This is a genomic window from Pedococcus bigeumensis (assembly GCF_006438965.1).
Lineage (GTDB): Bacteria > Actinomycetota > Actinomycetes > Actinomycetales > Dermatophilaceae > Pedococcus > Pedococcus bigeumensis_A.
On record NZ_RCZM01000002.1, the window covers coordinates 163,958 to 180,255 of the forward strand.

General features: G+C 71.1%; 14 protein-coding genes. 10 read left to right on the forward strand and 4 right to left on the reverse strand.

Annotated elements, in window-relative coordinates; translation table 11 throughout:
- The first annotated feature begins 4 nt into the window (after positions 1–4).
- The 6 genes from EAH86_RS05660 to EAH86_RS05685 all read left to right on the forward strand — a co-directional run bounded on the left by EAH86_RS05660 (position 5) and on the right by EAH86_RS05685 (position 6,912).
- Complete coding sequence (locus EAH86_RS05660) at positions 5–1,405, forward strand: sulfate adenylyltransferase subunit 1 (protein WP_140737680.1); 1,401 nt, start codon at positions 5–7, stop codon at positions 1,403–1,405.
- A complete protein-coding gene (gene cobA / locus EAH86_RS05665; RefSeq protein WP_140737681.1) occupies positions 1,405–2,748 on the forward strand; it encodes a uroporphyrinogen-III C-methyltransferase in 1,344 nt (447 codons plus the stop codon). The genes EAH86_RS05660 and cobA overlap by 1 nt, the downstream gene beginning before the upstream one ends.
- Positions 2,745–3,449 carry a sirohydrochlorin chelatase gene (locus EAH86_RS05670; RefSeq protein ID WP_161988575.1) on the forward strand — a complete coding sequence of 235 codons (705 nt, stop codon included), beginning with the start codon at positions 2,745–2,747 and terminating at the stop codon, positions 3,447–3,449. The genes cobA and EAH86_RS05670 overlap by 4 nt, the downstream gene beginning before the upstream one ends.
- The gene (locus tag EAH86_RS05675; RefSeq protein ID WP_140737683.1) at positions 3,446–4,234 is read left to right on the forward strand and encodes an enoyl-CoA hydratase/isomerase family protein; all 789 of its coding nucleotides are present in this window, start codon (positions 3,446–3,448) and stop codon (positions 4,232–4,234) included. The genes EAH86_RS05670 and EAH86_RS05675 overlap by 4 nt, the downstream gene beginning before the upstream one ends.
- Positions 4,235–4,385: 151 nt before the next feature.
- A complete protein-coding gene (locus EAH86_RS05680) occupies positions 4,386–6,254 on the forward strand; it encodes an ABC transporter ATP-binding protein (protein ID WP_140738871.1) in 1,869 nt (622 codons plus the stop codon).
- A gap of 79 nt (positions 6,255–6,333) precedes the next feature.
- A complete protein-coding gene (locus tag EAH86_RS05685; protein ID WP_140737684.1) occupies positions 6,334–6,912 on the forward strand; it encodes a GNAT family N-acetyltransferase in 579 nt (192 codons plus the stop codon).
- A 36-nt stretch (positions 6,913–6,948) separates the two neighbouring features.
- Here the strand turns inward: EAH86_RS05685 and EAH86_RS05690 are convergent, their stop codons facing one another.
- Positions 6,949–7,743, reverse strand: coding sequence for an SURF1 family protein (locus EAH86_RS05690; protein ID WP_140737685.1), 795 nt, complete (start codon positions 7,741–7,743; stop codon positions 6,949–6,951).
- 32 nt (positions 7,744–7,775) lie between these two features.
- On the opposite strand from EAH86_RS05690, the gene moaA reads away from it, so the two are divergent.
- Positions 7,776–8,822: a GTP 3',8-cyclase MoaA gene (gene moaA, locus EAH86_RS05695; RefSeq protein WP_140737686.1), complete on the forward strand. Its 1,047-nt coding sequence runs from the start codon at positions 7,776–7,778 to the stop codon at positions 8,820–8,822.
- Between the two features lie 136 nt (positions 8,823–8,958).
- Here moaA and EAH86_RS05700 read toward each other — a convergent pair whose 3' ends face one another.
- Both EAH86_RS05700 and EAH86_RS05705 read right to left on the reverse strand, forming a co-directional pair.
- Positions 8,959–9,168 carry a hypothetical protein gene (locus tag EAH86_RS05700; RefSeq protein WP_140737687.1) on the reverse strand — a complete coding sequence of 70 codons (210 nt, stop codon included), beginning with the start codon at positions 9,166–9,168 and terminating at the stop codon, positions 8,959–8,961.
- Complete coding sequence (locus EAH86_RS05705; protein ID WP_140737688.1) at positions 9,168–9,488, reverse strand: DUF3099 domain-containing protein; 321 nt, start codon at positions 9,486–9,488, stop codon at positions 9,168–9,170. The genes EAH86_RS05700 and EAH86_RS05705 overlap by 1 nt, the downstream gene beginning before the upstream one ends.
- 120 nt (positions 9,489–9,608) lie before the next feature.
- On the opposite strand from EAH86_RS05705, the gene fabG reads away from it, so the two are divergent.
- The 3 genes from fabG (at position 9,609) to EAH86_RS05720 (ending at position 13,409) form a co-directional block, all read left to right on the forward strand.
- Positions 9,609–10,319, forward strand: coding sequence for a 3-oxoacyl-[acyl-carrier-protein] reductase (gene fabG / locus EAH86_RS05710; RefSeq protein WP_140737689.1), 711 nt, complete (start codon positions 9,609–9,611; stop codon positions 10,317–10,319).
- A gap of 76 nt (positions 10,320–10,395) precedes the next feature.
- Complete coding sequence (gene fabI, locus EAH86_RS05715; protein ID WP_140737690.1) at positions 10,396–11,154, forward strand: enoyl-ACP reductase FabI; 759 nt, start codon at positions 10,396–10,398, stop codon at positions 11,152–11,154.
- 44 nt (positions 11,155–11,198) lie between these two features.
- A complete protein-coding gene (locus EAH86_RS05720; RefSeq protein ID WP_140737691.1) occupies positions 11,199–13,409 on the forward strand; it encodes a tetratricopeptide repeat protein in 2,211 nt (736 codons plus the stop codon).
- 29 nt (positions 13,410–13,438) lie between these two features.
- Here EAH86_RS05720 and cphA read toward each other — a convergent pair whose 3' ends face one another.
- The gene (cphA, locus tag EAH86_RS05725; RefSeq protein ID WP_140737692.1) at positions 13,439–16,294 is read right to left on the reverse strand and encodes a cyanophycin synthetase; all 2,856 of its coding nucleotides are present in this window, start codon (positions 16,292–16,294) and stop codon (positions 13,439–13,441) included.
- Positions 16,295–16,298: the final 4 nt, after the last annotated feature.

The following is a 16,298-nucleotide window of genomic DNA, read 5'->3' on the forward strand; positions in this document are numbered from 1 at the left end:
CGGCATGACCACCACCCACGCCATCACGACTCCCGCCATCACGACTCCCGCCATCACCACCCACGACAGCGAGGCCCCAGTGACCGTTGCAGACGAGCTCCTGGCACCGCCCCGCCGCCATGAGCTGCTCCGGCTGGCCACGGCCGGCTCCGTCGACGACGGGAAGTCGACCCTGGTCGGTCGCCTGCTCTACGACACGAAGTCGGTCCTCGCCGACCAGCTCGACGCGGTCGAGCGGGTCAGCCGTGAGCGCGGCCTGGACGCTGCCGACCTCGCGCTGCTCACCGACGGTCTGCGGGCCGAGCGCGAGCAGGGCATCACCATCGACGTCGCCTACCGCTACTTCTCGACGGCCACCCGGTCCTACGTCCTCGCCGACACTCCGGGTCACGTCCAGTACACCCGCAACATGGTCACCGGCGCCTCCACGGCCGAGCTCGCCCTGATCCTCATCGACGCCCGTCACGGGGTCGTCGAGCAGACCCGGCGTCACCTCGCGGTCACCGGACTGCTGGGCGTCCGGCACGTGGCGGTCGCCGTCAACAAGATGGACCTGGTCGACTGGTCGCAGCAGCGGTTCGACGACATCGTGGCCGAGTTCGCCCGCCACGCAACGCGTTTCGGCATCGAGGACGTCGTGGCAGTGCCGGTCTCCGCGCTGTTCGGCGACAACGTCGTGGACCGGTCCGACCGGGCGGCCTGGTACACCGGACCCACCCTGCTCGAGCACCTCGAGGCCGTGCCGGTCGGCACCGACCCCTCGGCCCAGCCGTTGCGCATGCCGGTCCAGTTCGTCATCCGACCGCAGAGCGCCCAGCACCCCGACTACCGCGGGTATGCCGGTCGGCTGGCTTCCGGTGTCGTCCGCCCGGGCGACGAGGTCGTCGTCCTGCCGGGCGGTGGCCGCACCACCATCGCGGGTATCGACCGCGCGCGCGCCGACGGCTCCGTCGAGTCGCTCGACGTGGCCTTCGCGCCGCAGTCGGTCGTCCTGCGGCTGACCGACGACATCGACGTGTCGCGTGGCGACCTGATCGCTGCAGCGGACGAGCCGAGCCTGACGACCCGCGACCTGTCAGGCACCGTCGCCGTCCTGTCCGAACGGCCGCTGCGCCAGCGCGACCGCGTCCTGCTGCGCGTCGGCACGCGCACCGTGCGGGCCCTCGTGGACGACATCGTGGACCAGCTGGACATCGCCACGATGGAGCAGCGGACGGCCCCGGACGGGTTGGCGCTCAACGCCATCGGACGGGTCCGGATCCGCCTCGCCGACGACATCGCCGTCGACGACTACCGCGCACTGCGCCGCACCGGCGCGTTCCTGCTCATCGACGAGGCCGACGGATCCACGCTCGCCGCGGGGATGGCCGACGCGCCGGACCGCAACGCCGGAGAGGGCATCTGATGACGTCGCCGGCATACCCCCTCACCCTCGACCTGGCCGGGCGCCGGGTCGTGGTGGTGGGTGGTGGGCCGGTCGCCGCCCGCCGGGCCGCAGGTCTGGTCGACGCGGGAGCCCTCGTGGACCTCGTCGCACCGTTCGTCTGCGAGGACCTGGCGACGCTTGCCACGACCGGCATGATCTCCTGGGTGCGCCGTGACTACCTCCCCGGTGACCTGACTCTGAAGGATCGTGGGGGTCCTGACCCTGACGATCTCTCAAACTCGCAGGCTGAGGGCGTCCTTGACCCTGCCTGGCTGGTCCACACGGCGACCGGTGACCCGCTCGTTGACGCTCAGGTCGCGCGCGAGGCCGACGCCGCCCGCATCTGGTGCGTGCGCGCCGACGCCGCGGACGCCTCGTCCGCGTGGACACCGGCGGTGGCGCGCGGTGCCGACGGGACCGCCAGCGAAGGCCTCACCGTGGCCGTCACCGCGGGAGGCGACCCCCGTCGCGCCACCGCGGTGCGTGACGCGGTTCTCGCGGCCCTCGACAGCGGGACCCTCCCGGTCCGGCGCGTCCGGCGCGAGGCGACGCCGCAGGGCACAGCGACACCCGTCGGAGGGGTGGCCCTCGTCGGCGGTGGTCCTGGCGCCGATGACCTGATCACGGTGCGTGGCCGCGCCCTCCTGGCGGCTGCCGATGTCATCGTGACCGACCGCCTCGGCCCGCGAGGGCTGCTCCAGACCGTCGGGGCGGACGTCGAGGTGATCGACGTCGGCAAGACCCCCGGCAACCATCCCGTCAGCCAGGAGCGGATCAACGAGCTGCTCGTCCACCACGCGCTGCTGGGCAAGCGGGTGGTCCGGCTCAAGGGTGGCGACCCGTTCGTGCTCGGGCGTGGCGGCGAAGAGGCGCTGCACTGCCTCGAGCACGGCGTGCCGGTCGAGGTGGTACCGGGAGTGACCTCCGCCGTGTCGGTCCCCGCGGCCGCAGGCATCCCCGTGACCCATCGTGGGATCGCGGCCTCCTTCGTCGTGGCGTCGGCCCACGAGGGGGCCGAGCACGTGCTCGCCGCGGCCGCTGACGCCGCCCCGGACGCCACGCTCGTCCTGCTGATGGGTGTCACCCGCCTGGCCGAGACGGCGGCCGCCCTCATCGCCTCGGGGCGCCCGGCCGACACGCCGGTGGCGCTCGTCGAACGCGGCTGGACCCCCGAGCAGCGCACCACCACGACCACGCTGCTGCACGCCGCGCGGGACGCTGCGGCAACAGGGGTGCAATCCCCAGCCGTCGTGGTCGTGGGCCAGGTCGTCAACCTGCGGGAGCGCCTCGGCGACCTTTCGGGGGTAGCGTCACGCGAGTGACCACCGACACCGACATCGTCCTGCTGGCGCACGGTTCGCCGGACCCCCGGCACGCCCAGGGCGTCGAAGCCCTGGCCACCCACGTCCGCGAGCTGGCCCCGAATCGCCCGGTCCACACGGCATACCTCGACCACCACCCGCCGAGCCCCAAGGACGCCGCCGCGAACCTCGGTCCGCATGCCGTCGTGGTTCCGGTGCTGCTCACCCCGGCGTTCCACGCCAAGGTGGACGTGCCCGACGCGGTCAACGACCTGACCCGGTCGTCCGGGTCGCAGGTGTCGCTCGCGTCCCCGCTTGGTCCCCATGAGCTGCTGCTCGACGCGGCCGAGGAACTCCTTGCCGCGCAAGGAATCTCGCCCGACCCCACCACCGCAGTGCTCCTGTATGCCGCGGGCTCCAGTGACAGCGACGCCGTCGCCACCGTGGGGCGCACCATCGCAGACCACCCCCGCGAGGGATGGGGTCCATGGGGCGTCGCAGCGCTCGAGGGTGGGTCGACGATCGAGCAGCTGCTTCGACGGCTCCCGGACGAGGTGGACCGCACCGTGGTGGTGTCGTTCATGGTGGCGGAGGGCGTCCTGCGCGACCGGATGGCGCAGAACTGCGGCCGGGCCGGAGTGTCCATGGTGGCCGGCGCGCTGGCGCAGACCTCGGCAGTGGCGCACCTCGTCCTCGAACGGGCGGATAGCCTGCCCGCGTGACCGACGCAACCCAGCCCCACCCGCACCTGAGCGTCACGCGCGACGGCGCCGTCCTCACGGTGAGCCTCGACAACGCGGACCGGCGCAACGCCCAGACGCCCAGCCTGTGGGCCGCCCTCGCAGACGTGGCGACCGGGCTGGACCCGGCCGTCCGGGTGGTCGTGCTGCGCGGCGAGGGACCGTCGTTCTCGGCCGGCCTCGACCGGGGCATGCTCGCGCCCGGCGGGATCCCCGGCGAGGTCGACATGATCGCGATGGCGGCCGGTAGCGCCGAGGCCGCGGCAGAGGTCATCGAGGACTTCCAGCGGGGCTTCTCCGCCTGGGCGGCCGTGCCTGCGGTGGTCGTGGCCGCAGTCCAGGGCCACGCGATCGGTGCCGGCTTCCAGCTGGCCCTGGCCGCGGACCTGCGGGTGGTGGCCGACGACGTGCAGTTCGCGATGAGGGAGACCTCGCTCGGGCTGGTGCCCGACCTGGCCGGCACGACCCCGCTGGTGTCGCTGGTGGGGGTGGCGCGGGCGCTGGAGATCTGCGCGACCGGCCGCTTCGTGGGAGCGTCCGAGGCGGTCGCCATGGGGCTGGCCAACGTCGCCGTCCCGCTGGACGCCCTCGCAGCCACCACGGCCGACCTGGTGGCGGCCCTCCTCGCTGCGCCCGAGGCTGCACTGCGTGAGCTGAAGCCCCTGCTGCGCAGCGCCGCGTCGGCGGACCGGGAGACCCAGCTGCGCCTCGAACGCGAGGCCCAGGGGCGGCTGCTGCACGGCCTGGCCGGCCTGCTCTCACGCTGAGCGACCCTCCACCACGCCCACGGGGGCCTTCCACTGCGTTCCGCGCTCCGCGCAATGTCGGTGGCCGGGCCCATGATGGGAATGCGCCGTCAGCACGACGGTGTTCCACGGCCATGACCAGAGGAGACGTCCCGTGAGCCACTCGGGCTGGATGGCGATGCGTTCGCTGACCCGCGACGACTCCGTGAAGGACCGCAAGCTCGCACCGGGGACCGCCAAGCGGGTCGGGTCCTACGCGCGGCCGTTCCGACGCGAGATCGGGTTCTTCCTCGTCCTGGTGGTCATTGACTCGGCCCTGGTCGTGGCCACACCGCTGCTGCTCAAGGCGCTGATCGACAAGGGCATCACGCCGCGCGACCGCGGCGTGGTCATCGAGCTCGCGCTGATCGTGGCCGCGCTAGCCGTGGTCAGCGGAGGGCTCACCCTGGTTGAGCGCTGGTACTCCAGCCGGATCGGCGAGGGACTCATCTACGCCCTGCGGGTCCAGGTCTTCTCGCACGTGCTCCGCCAGCCCATCGCGTTCTTCACCCGGGCCCAGACGGGGGCGCTGGTCAGCAGGCTCAACAGCGACGTCATCGGCGCGCAGCAAGCCTTCACGTCGGTGCTGTCGAGTGTCGTGAGCAACGTCGTCTCGCTGGTGCTGATCATCGCGACGATGGCCACCCTCTCCTGGCAGCTGACCTTGGCGTCGCTCGCGCTGGTGCCCTTCTTCCTGCTGCCTGCCCGGGTCATGGGCAAGCGGCTCGCCGGCCTCGCCCACGCGCAGATGGGCCTCAACGCCGACCTCGGCTCGCGGATGACCGAGCGGTTCAACGTGGCCGGAGCGCTGCTGGTCAAGCTCTTCGGCGAACCACACCGCGAGGACCGCGAGTATGCCGCGCAGGCGGCTGGCGTGCGCGACATGGGCGTCCGGATCTCGCTCAACCGCAGCATCTTCTTCGTGGCCCTGACCCTGGTGGCTTCGCTGGCGACGGCGATGGTCTACGGGTTCGGCGGACTGATGGCGGTCAACGGCTCGCTCACGATCGGCACCCTGTTCGCCCTGACCGCCCTGCTCGCCCGGCTCTACGGCCCGCTGACCTCACTGTCCAACGTGCGGGTGGACGTCATGACGGCCCTGGTGTCGTTCGAGCGCGTCTTCGAGGTGCTCGACCTTCAGCCGCTGGTGACCGAGCGCCCCGACGCGCGACCGTTGCCGACCCGACCCGTGCGGGTCGAGGTGGACGGCGTGGCCTTCCGCTATCCCTCGGCCGACGAGGTGTCGCTGGCTTCGCTGGAGAGCGTCGCTGCGGGTGACCGCAAGGGCAGCGGGGTCGTGCTGCGGGACATCAGCTTCGAGGCAGAACCTGGTCAGCTGGTCGCCCTGGTCGGCCCGAGCGGAGCCGGCAAGTCGACCATCACGGCCCTCATCGCCCGGCTCTACGACCCCTCCACGGGCGCCGTGCGCATCAACGGTGTCGACCTTCGCGAGGCCACCCTCGAGTCGGTTGCCCGGACCGTGGGGATGGTCACCCAGGAGGCGCACCTGTTCCACGACACCATCCGTGCCAACCTCACGTACGCCGCCCCGGACGCCACCGACGACCAGCTCGTCGCGGCCCTCAAGGCCGCCCAGGTGTGGTCACTCGTCGGATCCCTCCCAGAGGGCCTCGACACCGTGGTCGGCGACCGCGGCCACCGGCTCTCCGGCGGCGAGAAGCAACGACTGGCACTGGCCCGCCTGCTGCTCAAGGGACCGGGTCTGATCGTCCTCGACGAGGCCACTGCCCACCTCGACAGCGAGTCGGAGGCGGCCGTCCAGCGGGCCCTCGACACCGCCCTGGAGGGCCGCACGGCCATCGTGATCGCCCACCGCCTGTCCACCGTCCGTGGCGCCGACCAGATCCTGGTCGTCGACGAGGGACGCATCGTCGAGCGGGGCACCCACCGCGAGCTCATCGCGCGTGGCGGCCTCTACAACGACCTCTACACCACCCAGTTCGCTGACCAGGAGAGCCGCAGCAGCGACGTCCCGGCCTGAAGCTCGGTCAGCGTGCGGGGGGGGGGGTGCGGGCGGAATCCGGTTGTCCCGGCGTGGCCAGCCCTGCTATCCAGTCCCGGTGACCTCTCCTGACGTGACCTGGCCGCGCCGCACCGAGCGGCTGACCCTGCGACCCGCCCGGCCGGACGACCTCGGCCGGATGCTCGAGTTCCGCAGCCTCGACGAGGTGGGCCGCTGGCTGATCCGGGCGACCGTCGACCCGGAGGCCTACCGGCGGGGCTGGCTGGCCTCCGTCGACGACCCGTACGACCACTCCGTCGTGGTCGAGCTCGAGGGGCGGGTGATCGGCACCGTGCTGCTCGAGGTGGTCGACGGGATGGGCCAGGACGACGGCACGCCGGCCCAGCGGTCCGAGGGTCTGCTGGGGTACATCTTCGACCCGGGCCATGCCGGTCAGGGATTTGCCACCGAGGCAGCGCGGGAGATGGTGGCGCTGGCCTTCGAGGATCTGGGGCTGCGACGCGTCACGGCCGGCTGCTTCGCCGACAACATGGCGTCCTGGACGATCCTCGAAAAGCTCGGAATGCGCCGCGAGCAGCACGGGATCCGCGACTCCTGGCATGCCGACCTCGGCTGGCTCGACGGCTTCACCTACGGCCTGCTCTCCGACGAGTGGCGACAGCTGTCGAACGCCTGAACGCGTGAGCTGGGAACCCGCCTGCGGGCCAACCGCTCAGGCGTCTTCCTCGTCCCAGATGCGGACCTTCTTCGGCCTGGCTGGCTCGGCTCGCTCGGGAGCAGCGTCACTCTCGAGGTACTCGCGACGGGCCCCGAGCCACACCAGCACGAACCCCGCCACCATGCCGAACCACCACTGGAACGCATAGGCCTGATGTGGTCCGAGGTCGGTGTCCGGGGGCTCCAGGGCGGTCGGCCGATCCGGTGCCGTGCCGTCGGGCAGTCGCTCGACGCCGAGCACCACGTATGCCCCTAGCAGCGGACTGCCCACCTGCCGGCTCGCCTCGCCCAGGTTGATGCTCGCCAGCTGCCCGGCCGGCAGGCTCTTGCCCAGGGACGGCTCCGAGCGTCGCAGCCAGCCCGTGACCGTGACCGTCCCCGCGGGAGACGGCACCAGGGCCGGCAGGGTCTCGGCGTTCTTGGCGTTCATCACCCAGCCACGGTCGACGAGCACGGTGGCTCCTGAGGAGTCGAGGAAGGGCACCAGCACCTCGTAGCCGTAGGTGCCGTCGAACGGACGGTTGCGGACCAGCAGCGTCTCGTCGGCGGCATACCTGCCCTGCATCGTGACCCGGGTCCACTCCTCGGAGAGCGGCATCGCGGTCGTGGTCAGCACGTCGGCCACCGGTCGCGGTTTGGCGTCGTAGTGCGCATGGATGCGGTCGGCGCGGGCCGCCTTCGCCTCGTAGCGGTGCCACTGCCACTGGCCGAGGAAGTATGCGGCGACGGCAAAGGCCAGGGCGACCCCAAAGGCACCCAGCCACCGACGCGATGTGAGCACCTTGACCACTGCTTCACGGTACCCGGCTTAGGCTAGGCACCATGACGGGCCTTCCTTTCCCCAGTGTTCGCGCTGCGACGCGTGCCCCCGAGGGCACCGTCGGGCTGCCGGACCAGCTCGGCCGGGTGGCTCGCGACCTGCGGGTGTCGGTCACCGACAGGTGCAACCTGCGCTGCCGCTACTGCATGCCGGCCGAGGGACTGCCGTGGCTGGCCAAGCCCGACATGCTCACCGACGACGAGCTCGTGCGCGTGATCGGGGTCTTCGTGGGTCTGGGCGTCCACCAGATCCGGCTGACCGGGGGAGAGCCGATGCTGCGACGTTCCCTCGTGGACGTCGTGCGCCGCGTGGCTGCCCTCGAGCCGCGGCCCAGGATCGCCATGACCACCAACGGGATCGGGCTCGACCGGCTGGCCCAGCCGCTGGCCGATGCCGGCCTCGACCGGGTCAACGTCAGCCTCGACACCATCGACCCGCAGGAGTTCGCCGACCTGACCCGGCGCGACCGCCTCCACGACGTCGAGCTCGGGCTCAAGGCAGCCTCGGCCGCCGGCCTGACACCGGTGAAGGTCAACGCCGTCGCCATGCGCGGGATCAACGACCACTCGGTCGCCGACCTGCTCCAGTGGTGCCTCGACCGCGGCTACGAGCTGAGGTTCATCGAGCAGATGCCGCTGGACGCCCAGCACGGCTGGGACGCCTCGACGATGATCAGCTCGGAGGAGATCCGCGACCGGCTCGCGGAGCGGTTCACCCTCACGCCGCTCCCTGCTGCCGACAGGGGTAGCGCCCCGGCCGAGCTCTTCCTCGTCGACGGGGGACCGGTGACCGTCGGCATCATCGCCAGCGTCACCGCACCGTTCTGCGCCGCGTGTGACCGCACCCGGCTGACGGCCGACGGCCAGGTCCGCAACTGCCTGTTCTCGCAGAAGGAGACCGACCTGCTCGGCCCGATGCGCGAGGGCGCCAGCGACGAGCAGCTCGCCGCCCTCATCCAGGGCGAGATGTGGCGCAAGGCCCCCGGTCACGGCATCGGCACCGCTGACTTCGTGCAGCCCGACCGGCCCATGTCCGCCATCGGCGGCTGACGCCCTCCCATGGACCCAGCGGGTCCACGACGGGACGCGGCGTGAGCGCCACGAATCGTCGTGCCTTCGGCCCGCAGGTCACCATTCGTGGCGCGGCAGCCAGCAATGGCCGTATGCCGCGTCCCCGCGCAACGCCTCAGCCGGCGGTCTCGGGGATTGCGTCGGCGGCCACAGTCTCGATGAGGAAGCCGCGGATCGAGAGGAACTCACCGAGCGAGGTCCGGTGGTCCTCGCAGGCGAGCCAGACCTTGCGCCGGTCGGGCGTGTGGACCTTGGGGTTGTTCCACAGGTGCGCCCAGGTCGCGGTGTTGCGGCAGGCCTTGGCGCTGCAGAGAAGCGAGTCCATCACGGTGTGATCTGGTCGGGTCCGTCACCACGCGGGGTCACGGGTGCGGACGACCCCTGCTGCCGCGGCCGGACGGCGTTGGCCAGCACCACGGCGACATAGGGCAGCAGGATCGCTGCGACGGCCAGGGTGCCCCACAACCACCACGGCGCCCCCTGCGTCGCCGTCACCGCGGCCCCGATGAAGCAGGCCGTGCGAATGGCCATCGTGACCAGGTAGCGGCGGATCCGGCCCTTCTGCTCCTCGGCCAGCGACTCCGGCACGGACGTCACCGACTGGACGAAGGGCTCGTCGGGGTGGTGGCGGTGAGCGTGCGGCACATGTCCACGATAGGCGTCGCCGGATGCGGTGTACCCATGGGTAGTCGATAAGGTCGCGACCGAGGCGCCGCGCGAGCGCGCGCCCGCCGGACGGACCGTCGAGACACCCGGAGGACATCCATGGCAGGCCGCAACGTGTTGGTCACCGGAGGCAACCGCGGGATCGGTCTGTCGATCGCCACGGCACTGGCTGAGGCCGGCGACAACGTCGTCATCACGCACCGCTCCGGCGAACCTCCAGAGGGGCTGCAGGCGGTGCGCTGCGAGGTGACCGACTCGGCCTCGGTCGACCAGGCCTTCGCCGACGCCGAGGCGATCTGGGGTGGCCCCGTGGAGGTGCTGGTCGCCAACGCCGGTGTCACCCGCGACGGCCTGCTCATGCGGATGAGCGACGAGGACTTCGACGCCGTCATCGACACCAACCTCGCCGGCGCCTTCCGGTGCGCCCGTCGTGCGGTCAAGGGAATGATCAAGCAGCGCAAGGGCCGGATCATCTTCATCTCCAGCGTGGTCGGTCTCTACGGCTCACCGGGCCAGACCAACTACTCGGCCAGCAAGGCCGGCCTGGTCGGTCTGGCCCGCTCCATCTCCCGTGAGCTCGGCGGTCGCGGCATCACCGCCAACGTCGTCGCTCCCGGCTTCATCGAGACCGACATGACAGCCGAGCTGCCGGAGGACCGCAAGAAGGCCTACCAGGCCACCATCCCCGCCGGCCGGTTCGCCCAGCCGGAGGAGGTAGCCGCAGCGGTGCGCTTCCTCGCCGGTGACGACGCGGCATACATCACCGGCGCGGTGATCCCCGTCGACGGCGGTCTGGGCATGGGCCACTGAGGCCCTCGCCCCGCCCGGAACCCGCACCACTCCCCGAACCACCCCCGAAACAACTCCCCAACGAAAGGCACCAGACATGCTGCTCGAGGGCAAGAAGCTCCTGATCACCGGCGTCCTGATGGACTCCTCGATCGCCTTCCACGTCGCGAAGATCGCGCAGGAGCAGGGTGCTGAGGTGGTGCTCACGTCGTTCGGACGCACCTTCAAGATCACCCAGACGATCGCCAAACGGCTGCCGACCACCCCGCCGGTGATCGAGCTCGACGTGACCAACCCCGAGGACCTCGGCAGCCTCGCCGAGCGACTGGGCGAGCACGTCGACCACCTCGACGGCGTCCTGCACTCCATCGGCTTCGCCCCCCAGGGTGCCTTCAACTTCATGGAGGGCACCTTCGAGGACGTCTCGGTCGCGATGCACGCCTCGGCCTACTCGCTGAAGTCCCTTGCCGTTGCTGCGCTTCCGCTCATGACGGCCGGCGGCAGCGTCGTCGGCCTGACCTTCGACGCCAAGTTCGCCTGGCCGGTCTACGACTGGATGGGCGTCGCCAAGGCGGCCTTCGAGTCCACCAACCGATACCTCGCCCGCGACCTCGGCCCCAAGGGCATCCGCTGCAACCTGGTGGCCGCGGGCCCGATCCGCACCACCGCCGCCAAGTCGATCCCCGGGTTCCAGACCTTCGAGGAGACCTGGAACACCCGCGCCCCCCTCGGCTGGGACGTCAACAACGCGGTCCCGGCCGCCCAGGCCTGCGCAGCGCTGCTCTCCGACTGGTTCCCGGCGACCACGGGCGAGATCGTCCACGTCGACGGCGGCGTCCACGCAATGGGGCAGTGACCGCCGGTTCGGCCGGTTGCGGCAGCCGCTACTAGGCTCGCCGCATGACGCCTGAGCCCGCCTCCGTGCCTGCCTCTGCGCCCCCCGTCGAGGTGACGGAGGTGCGGGTTCTCGAGGGTCCCAACCTCTACTTCGCCAAGCCCGCGATCAAGGTCAGCCTCGAGCTGCCGGGTTACCTCGCCGCCGACGAGCAGACCCTCGTCGCCCTCGCGTCGCGCATCGAGATGCGCAGCGTCCGGCCGGGTGCGCCCGGCACCGAGCAGCGACAGCGGTTCGTCATGCGACTCGTCGAGCGCGCCGTGCGCCTGCTCGCCACCGCCAGCGGGACGACCCGGTTGGGTGTCCGGGTCCGCCCGGGCAGTGCCCCCGCGAGTGTCGTGATGGCCTTCGTATGGCGCCGCCGCACCCGGGCGCGCGCCCTCGGCCACGGCGTGGGTCCCGTCCTGCAGGCCTGGCTCGACGGTGACGACGTGATCGAGCAGGAGGGACTCATCGTCGGACAGACCGAACCGGGTGATCGCCCCTCGATCCTCAAGCCCCGTATCCCGGTGGCGTCGATCACCGGCACCAACGGCAAGACCACCACCACCCGGCTGCTCGGCCACATCGGGATGACCGCCGGACTGCGGACCGCGTGGTCCTCCACGGACGGCATCGTCGTGCAGGGTGAGGTCGTCGAGGAGGGCGACTACTCGGGTCCTGCTGGTGCGCGCGGCGTCCTCACGGCCCCCGGTGTCGAGCTCGGCATCCTCGAGACGGCTCGGGGCGGCATGCTGCTGAAGGGGATGGGCGTGAGCGTCAACGACGTCAGCGTCGTCACCAACGTCTCCGCCGACCACCTCGGCCTCCAGGGCATCGACACCGTCGACCAGCTCGCGGAGGTCAAGGCGATCGTCACCAAGGCCACCCGGCCCCGTGGCTGGGTGGTGCTGAACGGCGAGGACCCCCGCGTGTGGGCGATGCGCAACGGCAGCAAGGCCAAGCCGTGGGTGTTCACCCTGCGCTCGGACGCTCCGGCCATCCGCGAGGCCCTCGACAGCGGGGGTCGCGCGATCACCGTGCTCGACGGGTCCATCACGGTCCTGGCGAACGGCCAGGACCCCGACCGGCTGATCAGCATCCTTGACGTGCCGGCCACCCTGTCCGGGCTCTCGGAGCACAACATCGCCAATGCCCTCGCCGGAGCGGCGGCAGCCCTGGGGCTGGGCCTGCCCCGTGAGGCCGTGGTTGCCGGGCTGCGCAGCTTTGCTCCCGACGACAAGCTCAACCCCGGCCGGATGAACACCTACACGCTGCGGCGTGGCGACGGGTCGGCCATCACCGTCATCGTCGACCTGGCCCACAACGAGGCCGGCCTGGAAGCCCTGATGGACGTCGCACACGGCCTCAAGGTGCCCGGCGGCCAGGTGCACCTCGGACTGGGCCTTGCGGGCGACCGCACCGACGACCTTTTGGAGTCGATCGGTGAGGTCGCCGGGCTGCGCGCCGACCGGATCGTCGCGGCGCACAAGGAGCACTACCTCCGCGGACGCACCATGGAGGAGCTCGAGTCGCACCTGCGCACCGGTCTGGCGCGCGCGGGAGTCTCCGACATCGAGTCCTACGAGACCGAGCTCAGCGGCCTCCAGGCACTGGTGCCGGGGGCCGCCGACGGCGATGTCGTGGCGCTGATGTGCCACGCCGAGCGCGCCCAGGTGGCGTCGTGGCTGGCCGAGCAGGGAGCCACGCCCGACACGGCCGAGGACATTCGCAGCAAGGTGGTCGCGGCGCGCGGCGAGCACGAGTTCGAGGGTCAGATCGCCACGCTGTGGGAGCTGGCCGACGACCAGGCGCGGATCGACGCCGTCGCCCGCCTGCGCAGCCAGCGCCCCTCCGACCCGCGGCTGGTCTTCGAGCACGCGAGTGCGCTCGACGCGGCCGGCAAGGAGCAGGACGCGATCCCGCTCTACCGCGAGTCGCTTGCCTCCGGGCTGCGTGAGCCGCAGCGCCACCGGGCCCGCATCCAGCTGGCGTCGAGCCTGCGGGTGGCCGGGCAGCCCGAGCTCGCCTACTCACTGCTCACCGAGCTCAGCGCTGAACGGCCCGGCAGCGTGGCCGTGGAGGCCTTCCGTGCCCTGGCCGGGGTCGACAGCGGGCACGCCGAGTCCTCCGTCGCCGACCTCATCGAGGTGTTGTTGCACCACGCCGGCGACGACGACGCCCTTGCCTACCAGCGGGTCCTCTCGGCGTATGCCGCGGAGCTGCGCGAGCGCTGAGGCGTCGCCGTGAGGCGGACCAGTCGCCGTCAGGTGGTGGCGGGCTCGACCTCCGACGCCTCGGCGGCGGCAGCGTCGTCCCCGGCCTGCTGGGCCTCGGACTGCATCTCGACCGGGTCGAGGTCCGGGTCGCCGATGCCCTCCTTGTTGTGGGCGCCGGCCTGGGCGTGCTTGGTCATCTGCTCGAGCTCGCCGAGCACCTCGGCGTGCTGGTCGACGCAGAGCACCACGACGTCGCCCGGGTTGGCCCGTGCCATGCAGTGCCGCACGGCATCGACCTCGTTGAGGACGATCTCCACCTGGCGGCAGCGCACGCCCTCCTTGCCGATCTCGGCCTTGGCGCCCTCGGCGATGAGGTCAGCAGTCTCGCCGGTCGGGCGACCGCGCTTGCGCTCGTCCTCACGGACCACGACGACGTCGAAGTGGCGCGCCGCGAGGGCGCCCAGCTCACGCATGTCGTCGTCGCGTCGGTCGCCGGCAGTCGACACCATGCCGATGCGCGACACCTTGCCGAGGTCGGACTGGCCGGCCTTCTGGGTGGCGTAGCTCTCGACGAACTCGCCGAGCACGCGCATGCCGGGAGCGTTGTGGCAGTAGTCGACGAACACGTCCACGTTGTGCACGTTGACGAGGTTCATCCGGCCGGGGGAGAGGTAGTAGCTCGTGGTGAAGGTGCGCAGACCCTGGCGGATCTCGTGCAGCCCGGCGCCTGCAGCGAACGCGGCACCGGCCGCTGCCATGGCGTTGGCGACGTTGAACTTGGCCGTGCCGCCGAAGGTCGACGGCAGCAGGTGGGTCCAGGCGAGCTGCATCGAGCGACGACCGTGCTTGATGACGATCATGTCGCCACGCTCGGTGTGGTCGAGCACGACGGCCCGACCTCCGCGACGGCAGGAGTCCTCGATGAACTCGCGGACCTTGCTGCCGGGGGGCTGCAACGAGAACCACACGATCCCGCCGGAGCACTTGCGACGCATCTTGCGGACCAGCTCGTCGTCGGCGTTCAGCACCGCAAAACCGTTACGGGGCACCGCTTCCACGACCACGGCCTTGACGTCGGCCAGCTGGGCGAGGGTGTCGATGCCCTTCATGCCCAAGTGGTCCGGCGCGACGTTGGTCACCACCGCGACGTCGTTGCGGTCGTAGCCGAGGCCCTCGCGCAGGATGCCGCCACGGGCGACCTCCATCACCGCGAAGTCGACACGCGGGTTCTGCAGCACCATCCGCGCGGAGCGGGGTCCGGAGGCGTCCGCCTTGTAGACGAGCCGCTCGTCGATGACGATGCCGTCGGTCGATGTCATGCCGACCTTGTGCCCGATGCCCTTGAAGATGTGGGCGATCATCCGCGAGGTGGTGGTCTTGCCGTTGGTGCCGGTGACGGCCACGATCGGGACCCGCGAGGGGGTGCCGGGCGGGAAGAGCAGGTCGACGACCGGCTTGGCGATGAACTGCGGCTCGCCGACGGTCGGGTGGGTGTGCATCCGGAAACCGGGGGCTGCGTTGACCTCGCAGATGGCGCCGCCGGTCTCGCGGACGGGGGAGGCGATATCGGGACAGATGAAGTCGATCCCCGCCACGTCCAGCCCGATCATCCGGGCGGCCTCCTCGGCGATCTCGACGTTGTCGGGGTGTGCGTCGAAGGTGCGGTCGACGGAGATGCCACCGGTCGACATGTTGCCGGTGAGGGCGAGCTTGACCATCTGGTCCTTGGGCGGCACGTCGTCCAGCTCCAGGCCCTGGTTCCGCACCAGCCCGATCGCTGCATCGTCGACCTTGATCCGGGTGAGCACCTTCTCGTGACCGACGCCTCGACGCGGGTCGGCGTTGGTGATCTCCACGAGCTCGGCCACCGTGTGGCTGCCGTCACCGATGACGTGGGCAGGGACGCGCTCGGCGATCGCCTGCATCTTCCCGCCGACGATGAGGCAGCGGTAGTCGCGCCCCGTGACGAGCGACTCGACGATGACGTAGCCGCGCTTGGACTCACCCTCGGCGATGTCGAAGCTGGCGCGCACCTCAGCCTCGGAGGTCAGGTCCAGGCAGACCCCACGGCCGTGGTTGCCGTCCAGCGGCTTGACGACGACGGGGTAGCCGATCCGCTTGGCGGCCGCCACCGCACCGTCCGCCGTGCGGACCATCTCCTGCTTGGGCACAGGGAGCCCCGCGGACCCGAGCAGTCGCGTGGTCATGTCCTTGTCACCGGCGATGTCGACGGCCAGGGCCCCGGTCTTGGAGGTCATCGTGGCGCGGATCCGCTGGGCGTGGACGCCCTGGCCCAGCTGGACGAACGAGGCCGAGTTGAGCCGGATGTAGGGGATGTCCCGGGAGATGGCTTCCTCGAGGATCGCCCCGGTGGACGGACCGAAAGCCGTCCGCTGGGCGCGACGCAGGAAGACGTCGAGCTCCTCGGCGAAGTCGAAGCCCTCCTCGGTCTGCACGAGGTGGTTGACCAGCCGGACGGCCAAGCTCCCGGCGGCCAGACCGACGGCCTCGTCGTTGTAGTCGTAGATCACGTTGTAGAGACCGGTCTGCCCCTTGACCGCCCGGGTCTTGCCACGGCGCAGGTCGTGCCCGGCCTCCTGCTGGAGCTGCAGGGAGACGTGCTCGGCGACGTGACCGAGCCAGGTGCCCTCGCGCATCCGCTCGATGAAGCCACCCTTCACCCCGCGCGAGCAGGTGTGGTTCTCGAGGTTGGGAAGCAGCTCGACGAGTCGGTCGGTAAAACCCTCGAGGGTGTCCGTGGGATAGGCCTCGAGCACTCCCAGGTCCACGACGAGGTGGATCGCCGGGTTGTAGGACCAGATGTTCCCGCCGCGGTAGACCCTTGACTCGACGATCGAAAGCTCGGGTGCAGCGGGACCGGTGGGGGTGGGGCGATCTGCCATGGGA

What these genes read in the sequence shown, in the direction of transcription:
- EAH86_RS05700 (WP_140737687.1), bottom strand. Translation starts at nt 9,168, where the DNA reads ATGGACTCGCTTCTCTGCAGCGCCAAGGCCTGCCGCAACACCGCGACC.
- fabG (WP_140737689.1), top strand. Translation starts at nt 9,609, where the DNA reads ATGGCAGGCCGCAACGTGTTGGTCACCGGAGGCAACCGCGGGATCGGT.
- EAH86_RS05720 (WP_140737691.1), top strand. Translation starts at nt 11,199, where the DNA reads ATGACGCCTGAGCCCGCCTCCGTGCCTGCCTCTGCGCCCCCCGTCGAG.
- EAH86_RS05680 (WP_140738871.1), top strand. Translation starts at nt 4,386, where the DNA reads ATGGCGATGCGTTCGCTGACCCGCGACGACTCCGTGAAGGACCGCAAG.
- EAH86_RS05660 (WP_140737680.1), top strand. Translation starts at nt 5, where the DNA reads ATGACCACCACCCACGCCATCACGACTCCCGCCATCACGACTCCCGCC.
- cphA (WP_140737692.1), bottom strand. Translation starts at nt 16,294, where the DNA reads ATGGCAGATCGCCCCACCCCCACCGGTCCCGCTGCACCCGAGCTTTCG.
- fabI (WP_140737690.1), top strand. Translation starts at nt 10,396, where the DNA reads ATGCTGCTCGAGGGCAAGAAGCTCCTGATCACCGGCGTCCTGATGGAC.
- cobA (WP_140737681.1), top strand. Translation starts at nt 1,405, where the DNA reads ATGACGTCGCCGGCATACCCCCTCACCCTCGACCTGGCCGGGCGCCGG.
- moaA (WP_140737686.1), top strand. Translation starts at nt 7,776, where the DNA reads ATGACGGGCCTTCCTTTCCCCAGTGTTCGCGCTGCGACGCGTGCCCCC.